Here is an 18,411-nt window from a genome sequence, read left to right as displayed (position 1 = left end):
CTTCACGAATTTACACACCCGTCATTTCCGGGATTTCGCCGCGCACTACCAGCTTGCCGGCCGTGGCGGCCTGAATCTGTTCCACGGTCACGCCGGGCGCCCGCTCGCGCAGCACAAAGCCGTCGGGCGTCACGTCGATGACGGCCAGCTCGGTCACGATTTTTTTCACGCAGCGCAAACCGGTGATGGGCAGCGTGCAGGCGGGCAGCAGCTTGCTGCTGCCGTCGCGTGCTACGTGCTGCATGGCCACGATGATGTTTTTGGCCGAAGCCACTAGGTCCATGGCGCCGCCCATGCCCTTCACCATCTTGCCCGGAATCTTCCAGTTGGCAATGTCGCCGTTTTCGGAAACCTCCATAGCGCCCAGAATCGTCAGGTCCACATGCTCGCCCCGGATCATACCGAACGAATCAGCGGAGCTGAACAAACTGGAGCCGGGCAGCGTCGTGACGGTCTGCTTGCCGGCATTGATGAGGTCGGGGTCTACCTGGTCGTCGGTGGGGAAGGGGCCCATGCCCAGCAGGCCGTTTTCGCTTTGCAGCTCTACATTGATGCCGTCGGGAATGTAGTTGGCCACCAGCGTCGGGATGCCAATGCCGAGGTTGACGTAGGAGTTGTTCTGGACTTCCTGTGCAATGCGCTTCGCAATGCCGTGTTTATCTAACATGGGATAATGAGGTAAAAGGTGATGAAGTGATGAGGTTGAAAAGGACGTTTGGGGAAAGCTGAGGATGGATTTTGTCACCTCATTATGTTTCCCTTCATCACCTCATTACCCCTGCCGCACCGTGCGCTGCTCAATGCGCTTCTCGTAGTTTTTGCCCTGATAGATGCGCTGCACGAAGATGCCGGGCGTATGAATCTGGTTGGGGTCCAGCTCGCCGGCGGGTACCAGCTCTTCCACCTCCGCCACCGTGATTTTGCCGGCCGTGGCCATCATCGGGTTGAAGTTGCGGGCCGTACCCTTGAAAATCAAGTTGCCGGCCGTGTCGCCACGCCAGGCTTTCACGAAGGCGTAATCGGCGTGCAGGGCAGTTTCCAGCAGGTACATCTTGCCGTTGAACTCGCGGCTTTCCTTGCCTTCGCCTACCTCGGTGCCGTAGCCGGCCGGCGTGTAAAAGGCCGGGATGCCTGCGCCACCGGCCCGGCACCGCTCGGCCAGCGTGCCTTGCGGAATCAGCTCCACTTCTAGCTCGCCGCTCAGCAATTGCCGCTCAAACTCGGCGTTTTCGCCTACGTAGCTGGAAATCATCTTGCGCACCTGCTTGGTTTGCAGCAGCAGCCCGATGCCAAAATCATCGACGCCGGCGTTGTTGCTGATGCACGTAAGGTTGCGCACACCCAGGCGCAGAATTTCGCGGATGCTGTTTTCGGGGATGCCGCACAGGCCGAAGCCGCCGAGCATCAGGGTCATGCCGTCCGTCAGGCCCTGCAGGGCTTCTTCCGGGCCGGCTACTACTTTATTGATCATAGGAAGTGGGTGGGATGTTTGGGGCAGCAAGGTAGAATTTCTCGCAGTGTCTCGCAGCGTTCAGTCGTCAGCACACTGCGAGAAACTACGAGAAAAATCATCCACCTATCAGGTGCTGGCGGGCGTCTTCGGCATCCAGGGCCAGCTGGGCCTTCAGTTCATCGAGGCCGTTGAACTTCTGCTCGTCGCGCAGGCGCGCTACGAACTGCACTGTCAGTGGCTGCTCGTATAGGTCGCCATCGAAGTCCAGCAGGTGGGCTTCCACGGTTTGGGCCAGGTCGCCGCCGATGGTAGGGCGCACGCCGATATTGAGCATGGCCGGGTGGTGGGTGCCGGCGGCCGTAGTGGCTAGTACGGCATACACACCGCGCGCCGGAATCAGCTTTAGGGGCTCCTCACACACGATATTGGCTGTGGGCCAGCCAATGGTGCGGCCCAGCTGCCGGCCTTTTACCACCATACCAGTCAGCGGATAGGAGTAGCCGAGGTAGCGGTTGGCGGTGGCTACGTCGCCGGTTTCCAGGGCGCGGCGGATGCGGGTGCTGCTCACGCCCACGGCGTCCACGTCTTCGCGCGGAATTTCCTCCACACTCATGCCGTAGCGGTCGGCATGCTGATTGAGGTAGTCGAAGCCGCCTTCCCGATTCTTACCAAAACGGTGGTCGTAGCCAATCACTAATTTGCTCGTGCCCACGGTGTGCAGCAGGATGTTCTGGATGTAATCTTCCGAGGTCCATTGCGCAAACTCGCGGGTGAAGGGCACCACCAACAGGTAGTCCACACCAAACTCGGCCAGCTTGGCGGCCCGTTCTTCCAAGGTGCTCAGCAGGCGTAGCTCCAGCAGCTCGGGGTGGGAGGGCGGCGGCCCCAGCACCAGCCGCGGGTGCGGCCAGTAGGTGATGACCACGGCCGGGCCGCCACTGAGCTGGGCCACCTCGCACAGCCGTCGCAGAATTTGCTGGTGCCCGATGTGCACGCCGTCGAACGTGCCGCTGGTCACGACGGCATTGCCGAGGTGGGGGAATTGCGCCGGATCGTGGATGACGTGCATGAGAGATGAATTGGCGCAAAATAGCGCGCTAAAGAAAATCAGGTTCTACGGATGCAGCGTGGGCCGCGGCTCAGGCAATCGGCGCACCATGCTGTTACTCGGTAGCGTCTGGCGCGGCAGTGGTCGGGGCCGGATCGGTTTGGTTGGCATTGAAATACTCCAGACCGGCGCGGCGCTCGGGGCGTGGCTGGCGCTGGCGGCGCGGCCGTTCCACTTCGCCTTCGGGGCGCGGCGGGCGCAACGCCTCCACGGCTTCCATGGTCAGGGCGTCCTGCACACGGTACTCGCCGATGCGGGTGCGCACCAGCTTGGTGAGGTGGGCGCCGCAGTTCAGGGCCACGCCAAAGTCGCGGGCGAGGCTGCGGATGTAGGTGCCTTTCGAGCAGGTCACGCGGAAGTCTACGTCGGGCAGGGCTATGCGCGTGATTTCAAATTCCCGGATGGTTACCTGCTTGCTCTTGATTTCCGCTTCCTCGCCGCGCCGCGCTACTTCATAGGCCCGCTCGCCGTTCACTTTCACGGCCGAAAACAGTGGCGGTGTCTGCGTAATCAGGCCCGTAAACTGCGCCGTAGCTGCCCGGATGGCGTCTTCGGTCAGGTGAGCGTAGGGCCACTCGGCATCCACGGGCGTTTCCAGGTCGAAGCTGGGCGTGGTTTGGCCGAGGCGGAAGGTGCCGGTGTACTCCTTTTCCTGCGCCTGAATCTGGTCGATTTCCTTGGTTTTCTTGCCGGTGCACAAAATCAGCAAACCGGTGGCCAATGGGTCGAGGGTGCCAGCGTGGCCGATTTTCTTGATGCGCAGCGTGTTCTTCACCTTGCGCACCACATCAAACGACGACCAGGTGAGCGGCTTGTCCATCAGCAGCACTTCGCCGGCTTCGAAATCAAATGAGTGGAGATTTTCCATTACGCTTATATCAGCTGCATCGGAATGCCCAGCGCAATCATCACCAAGATGATAACGCCCACAATGATGCGGTAGAAGCCGAACGCCCGGAAGCCGAAGCGCGACACAAAATTCACGAACGACTTCACGGCCAGCAAGCCCACGACAAAGGCCACCGCGTTGCCGAACAACAGCAGCTTAAGGTCCTCGATGCCGGGCGCGTCTACTTTATAGGTCTTGTAGAGCTGATACGCCGTGATGACAACCATGGTCGGCACGGCCAGCAGAAACGAAAAGTCGGCAGCCGAGCGACGGTCGAAGCCCTGGGCAAGGCCGCCCACGATGGTGGCGGCCGAGCGGCTCACGCCCGGCACCAAGGCCAGACACTGAAACAAGCCAATGCGCAACGCCTGCGCCAGACTGGGCGTGGTTACTTCTTTGCGCGGACCAGAAAACCAACGGTCTACGAACAGCAGAATCACGCCGCCTACCACCAGCGACACGGCCACTACCGTCACGCTTTTCAGGAGTTCCTCAATTACATCTTTGAGCAGAAACCCCAGCACGCCAAACGGCAGAAAGGCCACAAACAGCTTCACGTAGAAATCGAAGCTTTGCAGAAACCGCCGCCAGTACAGCACCACCACCGACAGGATGGCACCAAGCTGAATGGAGGTGATAAACGTTTCGGTGAACGGCAACTGCCCGATACCGAGCAGGTTGGCTACGATAATCATGTGGCCGGTGCTGCTCACGGGCAGAAACTCCGTCAGGCCTTCGACGATAGCCAGAATCAGGGCGTACCAGTAGTTCATGGGCAGAAAGTAGCGCGAAGCAGCAGCTTCGCGCCTGGTTGCACGAGGTAAATAGAACCGACCCGGATAAGGCCGTTCGGTGAAGGGCAAAGCAGAGGCTTTGCCGCGCTGCTATCCCTTGTAAGTAGGGACGACCGGCGCCGCCGGGGCGGCTGGGGCAGGCTGCTGGGCCAGCGTTTCGCGGGTGGCAGGGTCCTGCGCTACCGGCGTAGTGCCGCCGGGCTTGGCCATGATGGCCCAGAATTCAATCAGGAAGCCGATAACCAGCAGAATCGGACCGAGCGTGATGCCCAGAAATCCTTCGCCGTAGTCGGCCGTGTCCAGCGTCATGGTGATGAAGCCGGCCGCCAGCACGGCCAGGCCCACGAACATCAGGCGGTAGTTGCGCGGCCCGAAAGCGAAGCGGGGCATTTGGGAGGAAGTAGGTTCCATGAATTTTGTTGTCTATGAATAAGAGGGCGGTCATGCTTCGGCAAGCTCAGCATGACGTTCTGCTTTGTGTATTCTGTTAATACAGATCATCCAGCGACATGCCCAGGTATTTGCGCACGGCGCGGTAAGAACTCAAAAAGCCGATGCCACAGCCCAGCGCCACCATCACCAGCAGCAGCGCCCCAATCAGGCGGTCGTCGCGGAGGGTGCGTAGGTCGGCCACCTGCAGGTAGGCATATTGCAGCAGCGCCAGCAGCAGCAAGCTGGCCAGAATGCCGCTCACGAGGCCCTGCCAGGTGGCCCGGTTCAGGAAGGGCCGCTGAATGAAAAACGAGGTAGCGCCCACCAGCTGCATGCTCCGGATCAGGAAGCGCTGCGAGAACAGGGCCAGCTTGATGGTATTGTTGATGAGTACCGTCACGACGAACGTAAGCACCACCGCAAAGCCCAGCAGCACCAAACTCAGCTTGCGCACATTCTGGTTGATGGAACTGATCAGGCTTTGCACGTACTGCACCTCGTGCACGCCCGGCTCGGCCTTCAGCTCCCGCTCAATGCGGCCCATCTGCAGCGAATCGGAATACTCAGCGTTAATTTTCAGAATGTAGGCGTCGCGCAAGGGGTTGTCGCCGAGGAATTGCTGGAAGTCTTCGCCGGTTTGCTCCACGAACTGCTTGGCGCCTTCTTCTTTAGACAGAAACCGCACCTGCGCCTGGCCGTCGCGCTGCGCGATGTAAGGCTTGCGGGCGAAATCCTGCTGCAGCCGCAGCAGCTCAGTGGGCGGCAGGTCGCGGTCCAGGTACACCTGCATCTCAATGTTCTCCTTCACCAAGTTGGAGAGCTTGTGCGCATGAATCAGCAGCAGCCCAAACAGCCCAACCACCAGCAACGCCAGCGTGATGCTGAACACTACCATCGTGTGCGGGTAGCTGCCTAGCTTCTTCTTACGGGTTGGGCGGGGTTGGGCCATAGAGGGCAAAGGTAGCAAAGGGGAGTAAGGATGAAAGGATAACGAAGGAGGAAAGCAACGCCATGCTTCATCTGGCGTCTGCTGGCCGAAGCATCTGCACTGCTTCGTTAAACGATTCATTAGCCTAGAGTTCAAACCTGAACTATGGGTGGTAGTGATTCCCCACGTCAGCACGCGAGATTCCTCGCAGGCTCGGAATGACGACCTTTTGTTTCCTCAACTACTTACAAACTCGTCCGCGGGTCGTCGTCCACGTTCAGCACTTCGCGGGCTTTGCGGGCGTTTTGCTGCTTGCGCGTGAGGTGTTTGCGGGCAAATAGCTCCGTGAGCGAGTCGAACTGCTCGGTGTGGAGCAGCGAAATGCCGGCGCGGGCCTGGTTTTGGCCGTTGCTCAGGGCACTCAGGTCGCGCGGGGTGGTTTCGTAGCGCAGCTTCGCCCGGAACTTGCCGTCGGCGCGCAGGTAGTATTCCAGCGTCAGGTCGCCGATGATGGACGCATTGTTGCCCACGTTGGTAGTGGCGCCAGTGTTGGCATCCGTCACCACGCCGTTGTTGAAGCCGCCTTCCCGGGTCACGCGCAGCCGCCCGTTCAGGAACGAGTAGCTGAGGCGCACCTGCAGGGCCTGCAGCTGCTCGGCCGAAATACCGTTGAAGTTGAAGCTGATTTCCAGGTTGGGGTCGAGCTGCGAGGTGAGGGCGCCCAACTGGGTGCTGATGATCTGGCCCAAGCTATTGCCAAAAGCGTTATTCTGGCCCTGAAATGACGTAATCGACGACAGTGAAGCCGCCGGGGCCAGCTGCCGGAACACCACCAGACTAAACACTTGCCGGCTCAGCTCCTGCTCATCGTTGCGCAACGACGACAGGAACGGCACCAAGTCGCTTTCCAGCGACGACGGAATATCGTTGAACTCCAGATTCAGCTTGATGACCGGCAGCAGCAGCGGCCCGGTCAGGTTCATCACGGCCGTCACGGGCACTACGGCGCTGTTGCTGGCCAGAATCGGGGCCAGCGAGGTGCGCTGGGTGTAGGCGGCCGTCACGTTCATTTCGCCGGCCAGCGGGTCGCCGTTCCAGGAAATGGTGCCGCCCGGCCGCACCACAAACTCTTTGTTGACCAAACCCTGCAGCGTGAAATTGTAGGCCCCGCGCACAATCTCAATCTGCCCGAACATGTTAAAGTCGCCGCGGGTGTCGATGTTGAGGCGCAGCCGCCCGGCCGCCGTGCCCCGAATTACGTCGCCGGTGCTTTCATCCAGCAAAATCTCCACGTAGGCGTCGGGCGTCACCTCCAGGTTCATGTTCAGCCGGATGCCCGACAAATCCACTTTTTCCTGGGCCCCAATGGGAATCGGCGTGCGGGCCGTGTCAGTGAGGTTGCGGTTGACGAAGCGGATGTAGCTGGCCTTTTCGGCGCGGGCGGCATTGTCGAGCGGCAGCGAAAGGCGCGTGCCCGGCTCCGACTTGGCCTGTACGTTCACCACCAAGTTGTTGGCCGGCCCGTTCACGCGGGCCGAGCCGGTGGCGTAGGCTGTGCCGAAGTATAGCTCGTTGTCTTTGCGGGTGGTATTGAGCACCAGTAGTTTCCGAAACGAGGCCTCCAGCGCCAGCCGCATGTTCTGGAATCCGTCGTGGAAAATGTCGCCCGTAATCACGCCCGAGTTGCCCAACGGGTCCTTCATGCGGATGTCGCGCAACGCAATCCGGTCTTCGGTGAACCGGATTCGGTCGGCGAAGGTGTAGGTGGTGCCCAGGTAGATAAACGTCAGCTGCCCGTCGCTCACGTCGAGCGTGCCCGTCAGGCGGGGCTGGCTGAACCGGCCGGCCAGCCGCAGCGTGCCCACGGCCGTGCCGCCCAAATCCTTGAACAGCGTTTTTAGGAATGGCTCGGCCAGCTTCACGGGGGCTTTATCGAGGGTGGCGGTAAGGTTCAGCTGCTCGTTTTCGCGCGAGGGCGCAATACTGCCCGCCACGCGCACCACGCGGCTGCCGTCGCGCAGCACGTCCAGATCCACCAAGGCCTGCTTGGCGCGGTTGTCCCAGTTGCTTTTGCCCGTTACGTTGCCAATCAGCACCTTATCCAGCTTCAGCGAGTCTACGGTGAGCGTGGAGCTGATGGCCAGCGGGCCGTACACGCCGCTCACGGTACCTTCGGCATTCACGCGGCCGGTCATGTTTTGCGAAGTCAGGGCCGTGAGGGTGGCCAGCTCCAGGTCGCGCACCGTCAGCTTGAGCTGCTTAGCGGGGTTTTGCGAGAGGAAGCCCTGCGCGCTTACGCTCTGCGCGCCGTTGCTGAGGCTCAGGTTCTGGATATCAAACTCCTTGCCTTGCTGCGAAATAATAACCGAGTTATCCTGCGCAATCGTCCAGTCTTTGCCCAGCAGATTCACGCCCGACTGCCGGAATACCACCTGCACGGCGTTGGGCAGGAAGCTGAGGGCGCCGTTGATCTGGGCTTTGTTGGTGGTGTTAGTCTGGGCCAGCGCCGTGGAGAAGTTGATGCGCTCCTGGTCCCAGACGCCTTCTATATAGAAGCCCTGGGTGCGGCCCAGTCCCGGCAGCACCTGCCGCTCCGACGTTACGTTGGCCTGCGCCAGCACCTCCGGCCGGTAGGGCAGCTTGGAGGTGTTGAATTCAAACGCCGTGCGGTAGGTGCGCACGCTGTCCACAATAAGAGTATCAAAACTGCCGCCCAACTCCAGAATCGACGTCTGGCCGTTGCGGAACGAGCCGTCGATGCGCGAGTAGTTGGACACCTGCAGCCCCGGCATAAACAGGCGCAGCAGCGGGTTCGGCTTTTTCAGGTACAAATCCAGGTCGATGGCGTACTCCGGAATCGGACGCTGGCGCTTGCGGCGATAGTAGTCGGCAATGGCCGCGTCGTTGCTCTCGAAGTTCAGGCGGTACTCGGTCAGCAGTACCTCAGTGCTCCGGATTACTTCCGTGAAATCGAAGTTGCCGTTAGCCGTCAGGTTCAGCACTTCCGAGCGCACGGCCAGCCGGCGCTGGCCGGCCGTGCGGGCACTCACCACGTCCAGCGTATCCACGGCCACGGTGCGGCCGGCATAGCTCACCCGCGACTTGCGCAGCTGAATCCGCCCAATCAACTCGTCGAGGCGCAGGCCCCGGAACTTCACGTCGGCGGTGGTGGCTACCACCACGCTTTGCTTGGTGAGGCCCAGGGCGCGCAAATCGGCGCGGCGCACGCGGGCCCGCACATCAAAGGCTTGGCGCTGCCGGTTGAGGTCGATGCTGCCGTCGGCGTCGAACTGCAGGTTGGGGTCGTTGGCGGCAATCTTGCCCGTAAACGACTCGCGGCTGAACCGCCCGTTGGTGGTGATGTTGCGGTAGCGGTAGCCGTTCAGCCAGATGCTTTGCACGGTGGCGTTGGCCGTGAGGCGGGCACCTTCGGGCGTGAAGCCTATGCCTTCCACCCGGCCGCTAAAGGTCACGTCGCGCACCACTTTTTCCTGGCCCAGCAGCTTGCCCAACTGGAAGCCGGTGGTGCGAATGTCGCCTTCATAAGAAGAGAAGCGCGGGTCGTTCTTGAATTTCAGGTTCACGTCGGACACCACCGAGCCCAGCGCGGTCTGGAACGAGCCGTTGGCCACGAAGTCGTTGTAGAAGCCCAGAAACTGCCCTTTCAGCTTCACCACGCCCAGTCGCTGCACGTAGGGCCAGCCCGAGGCCGGAATGAACTTGCGGATGTCGCGCCCATCGACCACCGAAGGCTGCAGGCGCATTTCCACGAAGCTTTCCTTGAGGTTGGGCAGGCCTTCCACGTTGATGTTGCCCACTACGCGCGTGTTGCGGCCGTAGGTGATGTCGAGGTTTTTGGTGGTGAAGTTGCGCACGTAGCCTTTGGCCTCGCCTGCAATCAGGACCGTCTCTTTTAGCTCGCGCATGAATGGCTGGGGCGCAAACTGGGCAATGTCGTCAGAGTAAAGGCGGGAGGGCTTCAGGCGGGCCACCACCCTCACCGAGTCGTTGAAGCTGGTGAAGGCCAGAAAGCGTGGGTACTCGAAGCGCAGGTAATCGTGCAACTGGCTGTTGCCCACGCGCAGATTTAGGCCCCCAAACTCCCAGAATTTGCCGGCGTAGGTCATGTTGGACGTCAGTTCGCGCAGGCGGGTTTTCGACGGCAGATCCACAGCCCGCAGCCCGTCGATTTGAGAGTGAATGGTGTCGCCGCGCAGCCAGATCTGCGAAAAGTCGCCGTATATACTGTCTACGCGCATGTGGCCGTAGTCCAGCGAGCGGCCATAATACGGCTCGCGGGGCTCATCCTGGCGCTCCAGAATGAAGCGCCCGTTGCGCAGACTGATGGCCTCAATCTTGAAGTCGAAGGGCTTGCTGACTTTGGTGGTGTCGGAAGGGCCCACGAGACGCTTGATGGCCGCCAGAAACTCGGCGAGGTTGGTGGTGTCGGGCCGGTCTTTGTAGGTGACCAGCGCAAAGCGGGGCTCCTCCAGTGTCAGCTTGCCGATGTGTAGGCGGTCGGGGCTCAGCACGCTGAACAGCGTAATGTCGGCGTCGGCGCGACCCACGCTGAACAGCTCGTCGCCGCGGCGGTCCAGCACCCGGATGCCTTCCAGCAGCACCCGCGAAAACGGGCGGATGTCCACCCGGCCCACGGTCACGCGCTGGCCCAGCTTGTCGGTGAGCACCTGGGCGGCCTTCTGGGCGAGGCGCGTTTGTACGCTGGGCACGCGCAGGGCCACTAGCGCCCCCACCACGGCTAGCACCACCACCAGCACGAGGCCCAGCAGCACTTTCAGCAGAACGGAGACGAAACGGGGCACGGCGGGCAGGGGGGAAAGAGAATATTCGAGCGAAGATACAGGGTTGGCAGTTGCCCGACAGACGCCGGCGGCCGGGCAACCGTTGCCGCAACAACGAAGCAGCGCGGGTGCAGGTTAGCAGTTTTAACGAACTTTGCAACCAAAGCAGTGTCCTGCATGGCTTGAAGCGGTTCATGGGGCTACATAGCCGGAGCCTCGCAAAACCGTGCCAGCCAGCCGATGCATTGTTTTCAGAAAAACTCTCACCGTTCAACGAGCGAAGCGCCGCTTCGCAGCATATACTATGGAGCAGCCCACCATCCTCGCCATCGAATCTTCCTGCGACGACACCTCGGCGGCCGTATTGGTGGCCGGCGAAATCCGGGCCAATGTGGTGGCCACTCAGCAGGTACACGAGCAATACGGCGGCGTGGTGCCCGAGCTGGCCTCGCGCGCCCACCAGCAGCACCTCATTCCGGTAGTGAATGCCGCGCTGCAAAAGGCCGGCATCCGCAAGCAGGACCTCGACGCCGTGGCCTTCACCCAGGGGCCGGGCCTACTGGGGTCTTTATTGGTAGGTGGCATGTTCGCCAAAACCCTGGCCCTGGCCTTGGGCAAGCCGCTGATTGCCGTTAATCATATGCGGGCCCATATTCTGGCGCACTTCATCGAGGAGCCGCGGCCGGTGTTTCCGTTTCTGTGCCTCACCGTGAGTGGCGGCCACACGCAGCTGGTGGTGGTGAAGTCGGCGCTGGAAATGGACATCATCGGCCAGACCATCGACGATGCTGCCGGCGAGGCTTTCGACAAAACCGCCAAGCTGCTGGGGCTGCCGTATCCGGGCGGCCCGCACCTCGATAAGCTGGCGCGTGAAGGCAACCCTACGCGCTTCCCGTTTCCGGTGGGCGCCATGCCCGGCTACGATTTCAGCTTTAGCGGCCTGAAAACCTCGGTGCTGTACTTTTTGCGCAAGGAAACCGCCCAGAATCCCGACTTCGTGCAGCAGAACCTGCCCGACCTCTGCGCCAGTATTCAGCACACCATCATCCAGACGCTGCTGCGCCAGCTGCGCCGTGCCGCCGCCGACCAAGGCCTCACCCAGATTGCGCTGGCGGGCGGCGTGGCCGCCAACTCCGGCTTGCGGCAGGCCTTGCAGGACGAGGCCGCGGCCCAGGGCTGGCAGGTGTTCATCCCGGCCTTCCAGTTTTGCACCGACAACGCCGGCATGGTGGCCAAAACTGCCGAGTTCCAGTACCACGCCGGCGACTTCGCCGACCAGCTCGTCAGCTCCGACCCGCGCCTGAAACTGGGGTAGAGGCGGCCGCCTCAACATGTCTGAAATTACTCCAAGAGAATATTTCGCAACCTTGCCGGCCGCATTTGCGAACCTGCTTACGCTGCTTCTACAAGCAGCCACTTTTCTTATGGCTTCCAAAAAAGACGACGCACCCAAGCGCATCAATATCCAGAACCGCCGTGCCAGCCACGAATACGCCTTTCTGGTGAAGTACGACGCCGGCATTATGCTGCAGGGCACCGAAATCAAGAGCATCCGCGAGGGCAGTGTGCAACTGCAGGACGGCTTCTGCACCTTCCACACCGACGGCAGCCTGTGGCTCAACCAAGTCACGATTGCCAAATACACCGAGGGCACCTACAACAACCACGAGCCCATGCGCGCCCGCAAGCTGCTGCTTAACAAGCGCGAACTGAAGCAGCTGGCCAACAAAAACCAGGAGCAGGGCCTCACCATCATTCCGTTGCGCATGTACGTCAGCGACCGGGGCTTTGCCAAGGTGGAAATTGCGTTGGCCAAAGGCAAGAAGCTTTACGATAAGCGCGACGACCTCAAAGCCAAAGACCAGAAGCGCGAAATGGACCGCGCCCGGGACTATTAGCATTGAACGGTTTTATACAGAACGTCATGCTGAGCTTGCCGAAGCATCTCTACCGAGTAGTATTCAGATTACTTTGGCGGGAGAGATGCTTTGACTTCGCGGACATCAGATTAGGCATGACGTTCTTTGTACTATTAACTCACCACTCCACAATCCAATAACTCACTGTCTTGGAACACGGAATCTGCGCTCTGAGCGTTGTGCCGGTGCGCACGGAGCCCACCGATAAAGCCGAAATCGTCACCCAGCTTATTTTCGGGGAGTGCTATTCCATTTTGCTCACCCAGGGCATGTGGATTCAGATCCGGACCGCTGCCGACCAGTACGTGGGCTGGATGGATTTCAAGCAGCACACACCCGTAAGCAGTGAGTATCTGGCGGCGTGGCAGGCACAGGACCACCCGCGCACGCTGGATGTGGTGCAGATGGTGAGCTGCCCCAACACCCGAATACCGGTGCAGCTGGGCTCACGCCTGCCGTTTTTCGATGGCATGACGCTGCGTGTGGGCGAGCAGCAGATGTTTTACAATGGTGCGGCCACCAACCCCCAGAACGGCCACGGCCCGCACGGCCCCGTGGATCAGCGCCTGCGCCTGCTCCAGAAAATGGCCCTCACGTATCTGAAAGCGCCTTACCTGTGGGGCGGAAAGAGCCTGTTTGGCATCGACTGCTCGGGGCTGATGCAGCAGCTCTATGGCCTGATTGGGGTGCAGCTCCCGCGCGACGCCCGCCAGCAAATCGACCTGGGGCAACCCGTGCACTTCGTGGCCCAGACCCAGCCCGGCGACCTGGCCTTTTTCGATAACGCCGACGGCAACATCGTGCACGTGGGGCTGCTGCTGGAGGATCAGCAGATCCTGCACGCCAGCGGCGAGGTCCGCATCGACCCGCTCGACCACAACGGTATCTTCCACCGCGACCGGCAGAAGTACACACACAAGCTGCGCCTCATCAAACGCTTGCTGGCAGAGTAGCCGCAGGGCTACCCGACGTTCTGGAGCCAGTCCAGAACTATATCGTATTCCTTGAAGGTGAGCGTTAGGGGCCAGGCGGTGTGCTCGATGGCTGCACTGCTTGCGCAATGAGGCTCACTGTTGTGCACAGCTCGTTGTGGCTGATTTCGTCAAGGCAGCAGGCGTACAGATAGTCGTGTTGAGCATCGACAGCCGGCTGCAGATACCTTATGTGGTGAATCAGTTGAACTGAAGCCGTCAAAGCCGAAAGCGCAGCACAAGCAGCCGCAAGCATACAGCAGCAGACAGGAAGGCGTTGGAATCACGGCTTGCAGATAGCAAGTATAAGTGTACTGTGATTATCTTGGCTTTTACTGCTTTCAGAGAGGGGCTTTCCGTAAAGTAAACGCACGATTCAACTACGAGAGGATTACTGTGCTGAGCTGTCCGGCGGCAAGCTCATCTGCCGTGTATGTTCCACAGGTAGTTTGCTTCGGAAACCAGCTTTGGGTGTTGGAAACTAAACTTCCGAGGTGTTGTTAATACGCTAAGAATCATCTAGCTTTCGCTGTACCCGATGATTCCACCCCAAGCGCGTATGGATCAAAAAGTCTTAGTCCTGAATGGCGACTACACTGCCATAACGCTGTGCAGCGTGCAAAAAGCCTTCGTTCTGCTATTCCTCGATAAAGCCGAGATGATAGCCCGTTCGGAAAATGGGGTTTTGCGCACCGTCAACACAGCTTATCCCAAGCCCAGTATCATTCGGTTGCAACGCTACGTGCGGGTGCCCTACAAAGGCATTGCCTTGAGCCGGCACAACATTATGAAGCGCGACCATTTCGAATGCCAATATTGCGGCGCCACCAAAAACCTCACCCTCGACCATGTACTGCCCCGTTCGCGTGGCGGCGACAGCAGCTGGGGCAACCTGCTTACGGCCTGCTCGCGCTGCAACCACGCCAAAGGACACCGCACGCCGCAGGAAGCCGGACTCACCATCAGGCAGCAGCCCAAGAAACCTACCTTATCCGGGTTCCTTAGGCTCAGTGCCGGTACCATCGACCAGAACTGGCACGCCTATCTCACTCACTAAGCCGGTAGCAGTTGCTACCGGCTTTTTTGTGCGCCAGTGCCAGCCACCCGGCCACCAATGGCCCGGGCACTTGCAACCGTTTTTCAGCGTGTAGGCTCTTCTGAGAGTACCTGCATTACTAGCTGATATGAAAAACCTGTTGCTGTTTCTATGCCTGATGCTGGGCTGCGTGGCCTGTAAGAAAGACGACGATGCCAGTCCCGACGGCGTAGCCATTCGGGTGCGCAATGCCAGCCCTTATGCTTTCGAAAGTGTGCTTGTCAATACTTCCGACGGCGAAAATTCTTACGGCGCACTAGCCATCGGGCAGAGCACCCAATACAAGCCCTTTGCCAGCGCCTACAGCTACGCCTATGTGAAAGTGATGATCAACGGACAGGCGGTGGTTTGGCAACCAATTGACTATGTAGGGGAGAAAAAGCTGGAAGACGGCAAGTACACCTACGTGCTGGGCATTGAAGACCTGGCAAACCAGCGCATCAGCTTCCGGCTTGAGAAAGAGTAGCGCATTGGCAACAGAAAGGCCCGGTTTCTTTGGAAACCGGGCCTTTCTGTTGCCAATGCGTGTATCGAACAAACGCTAGCTGTTCTCGCCGTTGCGCACTGTGCCGCCAGTGGCAAAGTCTACCAGGTCACGATTCAGCTTGTCTTTCTCGGTGATGAATAGGCCATGGGGCGCACCGTTGTAGGTTACATACGTGGCATGCTTGAGATGCTGGTTCATCCGGTCGCCACTGTTTTTGATGGGCACCGTCTTGTCGTCGTCACCATGAATTACCAGCGCGGGCACCGTAATGGTTTCCAGGTCGCGGCGGAAGTCGGTTTCGGCAAAAGCTTTAGCACAGCCCAGTGTAGCCTGCTGCGAGCCCAGCACGGCCATACCAAACGACCAGTCGAGCACGGCTTGGCTTACCGGGTGGCTGAGGGCACTCACGCCATAAAAATCCTTGCCGAAGCCCTGTAGGAAACCAAAACGGTCGTCTTTAATCTGCTTGGTCATGTCCTCAAACACCGATTTATCAACGCCATCGGGGTTATCGTCGGTTTTGAGCAGATAAGGCGTTACGGCCGACACGAATACCACCTTGGCTACGCGGGCCCCACCGTGGCGGCTCATGTAGCGGGCTACTTCGCCACCACCCATCGAGAAGCCAACCAGCATTACGTTTTGCAGATCCAACTCGTCGAGCACGGCTTTCAAATCGTCAGCCAGTGTATCATAGTCGTAGCCTTCGAAGGGTTTGGTGGAATTTCCGAAGCCCCGGCGCGTGTAGGCTACCACGCGTAAGCCATGTTTGGGCAGCTCACCCAACTGGTAGTTCCAGGCCTCGTGGTTTTGGGGCCAGCCATGAATCAGTACTACCGGCTGGCCGGTGCCTTGGTCAGTGTAGTGCAGTTTGATGTCGTTGCCATTGGCGTCCTGGCCGGCTTTGATGTAGCTCATAGGAAGGAGGAAAAGGTGTCAGAGGATAAGACATTAATGTCTGTACATACGCCAAACTCAACGGTTCGATAGTGAGCAGCCAATATTTTGTACGCTGCAGCCGAATACGTTTTCTTTGGCTCGATGCGCTACTTTCCTTCCTCTGTCCAGCCTGCCGCTCGTTTGGCGGGCCTGTTACTCGGCGCCAGCCTGGCTGCCTGTCAGTCCAACTCCGATAAGGCGGCCACGGTCACCCAACCCACTGCCACTAGCTCCGCTACCTCTGAAGGGCCATCCGACTCGCCGGGCGCCTGGTACCGGCAATACCGCGGTGTGCTGCCTGGTTCCACTGACACCATTACGCTGCACCTGCAAGTGTGGCCCCGTGCCGCCAATACCGAATTCGGTGGTCTGACTGCCAGCTATGCCGGCCCCGACGGCCACCCATTCGGCCTGGGTGGTTCGGCCGGCCCCGCCGACAGCCTCACCCTCCAGGACTACACGCCCGGGCACGGCTGCAGTGGCAGCCAGCCGATAGCGTGGCGGCTACGCCGGCAGAGCAACCTCCTCACCGGTACTGTAGGCGGCCGCGCCGTGCAGTTTCGGCAAACGCAGCCCGCAGGTAGCCTCCAATTGGTGTCACGCTTTTTCCGGGATTCCGTGGCTGCCTTTCCTCAAACGCCCGGCACACCTTACGCCCGGCAGCAGCTGCTGGCACTGCTGCCCGCTGTTTCCAGATCACCAAACCGTATCCTTCAGGACAACCTGCTACGCGGTCTGCGCGACGATACCGTGGACACGCAGCCTGCCCCAACGCTGCAGAAGCTTTGGCAGCAGCGCCTTAAGCAGTACACCCAGGACTACCGCCAAGATGCTGCCGGCAGCCGCCCCGAGCCCGGCGACACTTCCTTGCCGGCCTTCGGCATCGGGCTTCGCTACGACGAGCAGCAGTCCATGCACGTGTTCTGGAACCAGGCTCCATTGCTGAGTGTCGGCTATTTCAGCTACAGCTACACCGGCGGTGCGCGCGGCATGTACGGCACCAGCGCTGCCACCTTCGATACCCGCACCGGCCGCCGCCTCCGCTACGACGACATTTTTCGGGCTGGCGTTAGCTCGCAGATAGAAGTCCTACTGGATCAGGCTGCGCGCCGCCTGTTTAAGCTGGCACCCAATGAACCATTAGATAAGGTGTTGTTTGAGAAGCACTTGCCGGCTACGCGTAATGTATTCCTGACCAGTGGTGGAGCTGTATTCATTTACTCGCCCTACGAGGTGGCATCCTACGCTCAAGGTGAAATCTGGGTGTTTGTGCCTTTTTCTGAGTTGCGGCCATTGCTTCGGCCAGGCTTGCCAGTAGCGGGAGGGGGCGAAGTGGCCAAGCCCTGATATACTTCCGTATCGCACGTACCAATCCAGCGGGCTGCGGTGTGCAAAATACCGGGTTATGGACCGTTCCTGAGCAACGCCGGGTTATGAAGCGGTATCTTTGCCGAGTTCCTCTTTACATGCCCTTCATGCAAGCACCCAAATTCGCGGCCTCGCGCTCCTTCCATAAGGAGCTAAAGCTCCGCACCAATGCCTACTTCGCCGAAGCCGGCAAAGACACCACCGGCGACTCGCGTCTGTTCGCCAAAGCCATTATCCTCACGGTGGCCTTCGTGGCCGTGTACCTGCACCTAGTTTTCCTGACGCCGCCCACGTGGCTGGCGCTGGCGGAATGCGCCCTGCTGGGCCTCATCGGCTCGGCCATCGGCTTCAACGTCATGCACGATGGCGCCCACGGCTCGTTCAGCAAATCCCGGTGGATCAACCAGTTTGCGTCCTTCACCCTGAACGTGCTGGGCGGCAACAGCTTCATGTGGAACGTAAAGCACAACCTTATTCACCACATGTACACCAACGTGGACGGCGTGGATGACGACCTCGACGCCCAGCCCTGGCTTCGCCTGAGCAGCACCCAGACGCGCCACCGCTTCCACCGTTTCCAGCACCTGTACTTCTGGTTTTTCTACGCCTTGCTCTTCATTGCCTGGATTTTCTTCATGGACTACCAGAAGTACTTCAAAGGCAAAATCGGGGAGATGCCCATCAAAAAAATGACGGCCACCGACCAGGGCGTATTCTGGGGCTTTAAGGCGCTGCACCTTTTCCTGTTCGTGGCCCTGCCCATCTATACCGTTGGTTTCGTGGCCTGGATTCTGGGTTTCCTGGTGTTTGCTACGGTAGTCGGTTTCACCATGAGCATCGTGTTCCAATTGGCGCACACCGTAGAGCACACGGCCTTCCCCATGCCCCACGAAATCACCAACAAGCTGGAAGACGAGTGGGCCATCCACCAGATCAAAACCACCGCTAACTTCGCTACCGATAGCAAAGTCATCAGTTGGCTGGTCGGCGGCCTCAACTTCCAGGTAGAGCACCACCTGTTCCCCACCATCTCGCACGTGCACTATCCCGCCCTCAACAAAATCATCCGCCAGGCCTGCCTGGAGTTCGGCGTGGAGTACAACGAGTACCCCAAGATGCGCTACGCCGTAGCCTCCCACGTCGCACACTTGCGCGAGATGGGCCGGGCGTAGAGTATCAAACAGCCTTATATATTTGAAGAGCCGCGGCATTAGTCGCGGCTCTT

16 protein-coding genes are annotated in these 18,411 nt (G+C 59.8%); 7 read left to right on the top strand and 9 right to left on the bottom strand.

Annotated features, from left to right (window positions below; genetic code table 11):
- Positions 1 to 10 precede the first annotated feature (10 nt).
- From H8B14_RS00625 to H8B14_RS21255, 8 genes are all read right to left on the bottom strand, one after another.
- The gene (locus H8B14_RS00625; RefSeq protein ID WP_187313704.1) at positions 11 to 667 is read right to left on the bottom strand and encodes a 3-oxoacid CoA-transferase subunit B; all 657 of its coding nucleotides are present in this window, start codon (positions 665 to 667) and stop codon (positions 11 to 13) included.
- Positions 668 to 772: 105 nt separating this feature from the next.
- Positions 773 to 1,471 (bottom strand): CoA transferase subunit A, encoded by a 699-nt coding sequence (locus H8B14_RS00620; protein ID WP_187313703.1) that lies wholly within the window; start codon positions 1,469 to 1,471, stop codon positions 773 to 775.
- Between the two features lie 97 nt (positions 1,472 to 1,568).
- A complete protein-coding gene (locus H8B14_RS00615; protein WP_187313702.1) occupies positions 1,569 to 2,522 on the bottom strand; it encodes a bifunctional riboflavin kinase/FAD synthetase in 954 nt (317 codons plus the stop codon).
- 94 nt (positions 2,523 to 2,616) lie between these two features.
- Positions 2,617 to 3,429, bottom strand: a complete 813-nt coding sequence (gene truB, locus H8B14_RS00610) for a tRNA pseudouridine(55) synthase TruB (RefSeq protein ID WP_187313701.1) — start codon at positions 3,427 to 3,429, stop codon at positions 2,617 to 2,619.
- Between the two features lie 5 nt (positions 3,430 to 3,434).
- Complete coding sequence (locus tag H8B14_RS00605; protein WP_187313700.1) at positions 3,435 to 4,223, bottom strand: undecaprenyl-diphosphate phosphatase; 789 nt, start codon at positions 4,221 to 4,223, stop codon at positions 3,435 to 3,437.
- Between the two features lie 111 nt (positions 4,224 to 4,334).
- Positions 4,335 to 4,634 (bottom strand): DUF3098 domain-containing protein, encoded by a 300-nt coding sequence (locus H8B14_RS00600; RefSeq protein ID WP_261989833.1) that lies wholly within the window; start codon positions 4,632 to 4,634, stop codon positions 4,335 to 4,337.
- Between the two features lie 97 nt (positions 4,635 to 4,731).
- Positions 4,732 to 5,625, bottom strand: a complete 894-nt coding sequence (locus tag H8B14_RS00595) for a cell division protein FtsX (protein ID WP_187313698.1) — start codon at positions 5,623 to 5,625, stop codon at positions 4,732 to 4,734.
- Positions 5,626 to 5,849: 224 nt separating this feature from the next.
- Positions 5,850 to 10,427: a translocation/assembly module TamB domain-containing protein gene (locus H8B14_RS21255; RefSeq protein WP_187313697.1), complete on the bottom strand. Its 4,578-nt coding sequence runs from the start codon at positions 10,425 to 10,427 to the stop codon at positions 5,850 to 5,852.
- A 283-nt stretch (positions 10,428 to 10,710) separates the two neighbouring features.
- On the opposite strand from H8B14_RS21255, the gene tsaD reads away from it, so the two are divergent.
- The 5 genes from tsaD to H8B14_RS00565 all read left to right on the top strand — a co-directional run bounded on the left by tsaD (position 10,711) and on the right by H8B14_RS00565 (position 14,858).
- Positions 10,711 to 11,721: a tRNA (adenosine(37)-N6)-threonylcarbamoyltransferase complex transferase subunit TsaD gene (gene tsaD, locus H8B14_RS00585; RefSeq protein WP_187313696.1), complete on the top strand. Its 1,011-nt coding sequence runs from the start codon at positions 10,711 to 10,713 to the stop codon at positions 11,719 to 11,721.
- A gap of 109 nt (positions 11,722 to 11,830) precedes the next feature.
- The gene (smpB, locus tag H8B14_RS00580) at positions 11,831 to 12,304 is read left to right on the top strand and encodes an SsrA-binding protein SmpB (protein WP_187313695.1); all 474 of its coding nucleotides are present in this window, start codon (positions 11,831 to 11,833) and stop codon (positions 12,302 to 12,304) included.
- Positions 12,305 to 12,474: 170 nt separating this feature from the next.
- On the top strand, positions 12,475 to 13,278 hold the full coding sequence (locus tag H8B14_RS00575; RefSeq protein WP_261989832.1) for a C40 family peptidase: 804 nt from the start codon (positions 12,475 to 12,477) through the stop codon (positions 13,276 to 13,278).
- 577 nt (positions 13,279 to 13,855) lie between these two features.
- Entirely contained in the window at positions 13,856 to 14,353 is a 498-nt protein-coding gene (locus H8B14_RS00570; RefSeq protein ID WP_187313694.1) for an HNH endonuclease, read from the top strand.
- 127 nt (positions 14,354 to 14,480) lie between these two features.
- Entirely contained in the window at positions 14,481 to 14,858 is a 378-nt protein-coding gene (locus H8B14_RS00565; protein WP_187313693.1) for a hypothetical protein, read from the top strand.
- 75 nt (positions 14,859 to 14,933) lie between these two features.
- Here H8B14_RS00565 and H8B14_RS00560 read toward each other — a convergent pair whose 3' ends face one another.
- A complete protein-coding gene (locus H8B14_RS00560) occupies positions 14,934 to 15,797 on the bottom strand; it encodes an alpha/beta fold hydrolase (RefSeq protein ID WP_187313692.1) in 864 nt (287 codons plus the stop codon).
- Between the two features lie 123 nt (positions 15,798 to 15,920).
- Here H8B14_RS00560 and H8B14_RS00555 point away from each other — a divergent pair, with 123 nt between their 5' ends.
- Together H8B14_RS00555 and H8B14_RS00550 are read left to right on the top strand one after the other, a co-directional pair.
- On the top strand, positions 15,921 to 17,165 hold the full coding sequence (locus tag H8B14_RS00555) for a DUF3298 and DUF4163 domain-containing protein (RefSeq protein WP_187313691.1): 1,245 nt from the start codon (positions 15,921 to 15,923) through the stop codon (positions 17,163 to 17,165).
- A 128-nt stretch (positions 17,166 to 17,293) separates the two neighbouring features.
- Complete coding sequence (locus tag H8B14_RS00550) at positions 17,294 to 18,358, top strand: fatty acid desaturase family protein (protein ID WP_187313690.1); 1,065 nt, start codon at positions 17,294 to 17,296, stop codon at positions 18,356 to 18,358.
- Positions 18,359 to 18,411 lie beyond the last annotated feature (53 nt).

It is taken from the genome of Hymenobacter puniceus (assembly GCF_014333525.1).
Lineage (GTDB): Bacteria > Bacteroidota > Bacteroidia > Cytophagales > Hymenobacteraceae > Hymenobacter.
The sequence above is the reverse complement of the archived record's forward strand: the minus strand, read 5'-3'. Positions and strand labels throughout refer to the sequence as shown.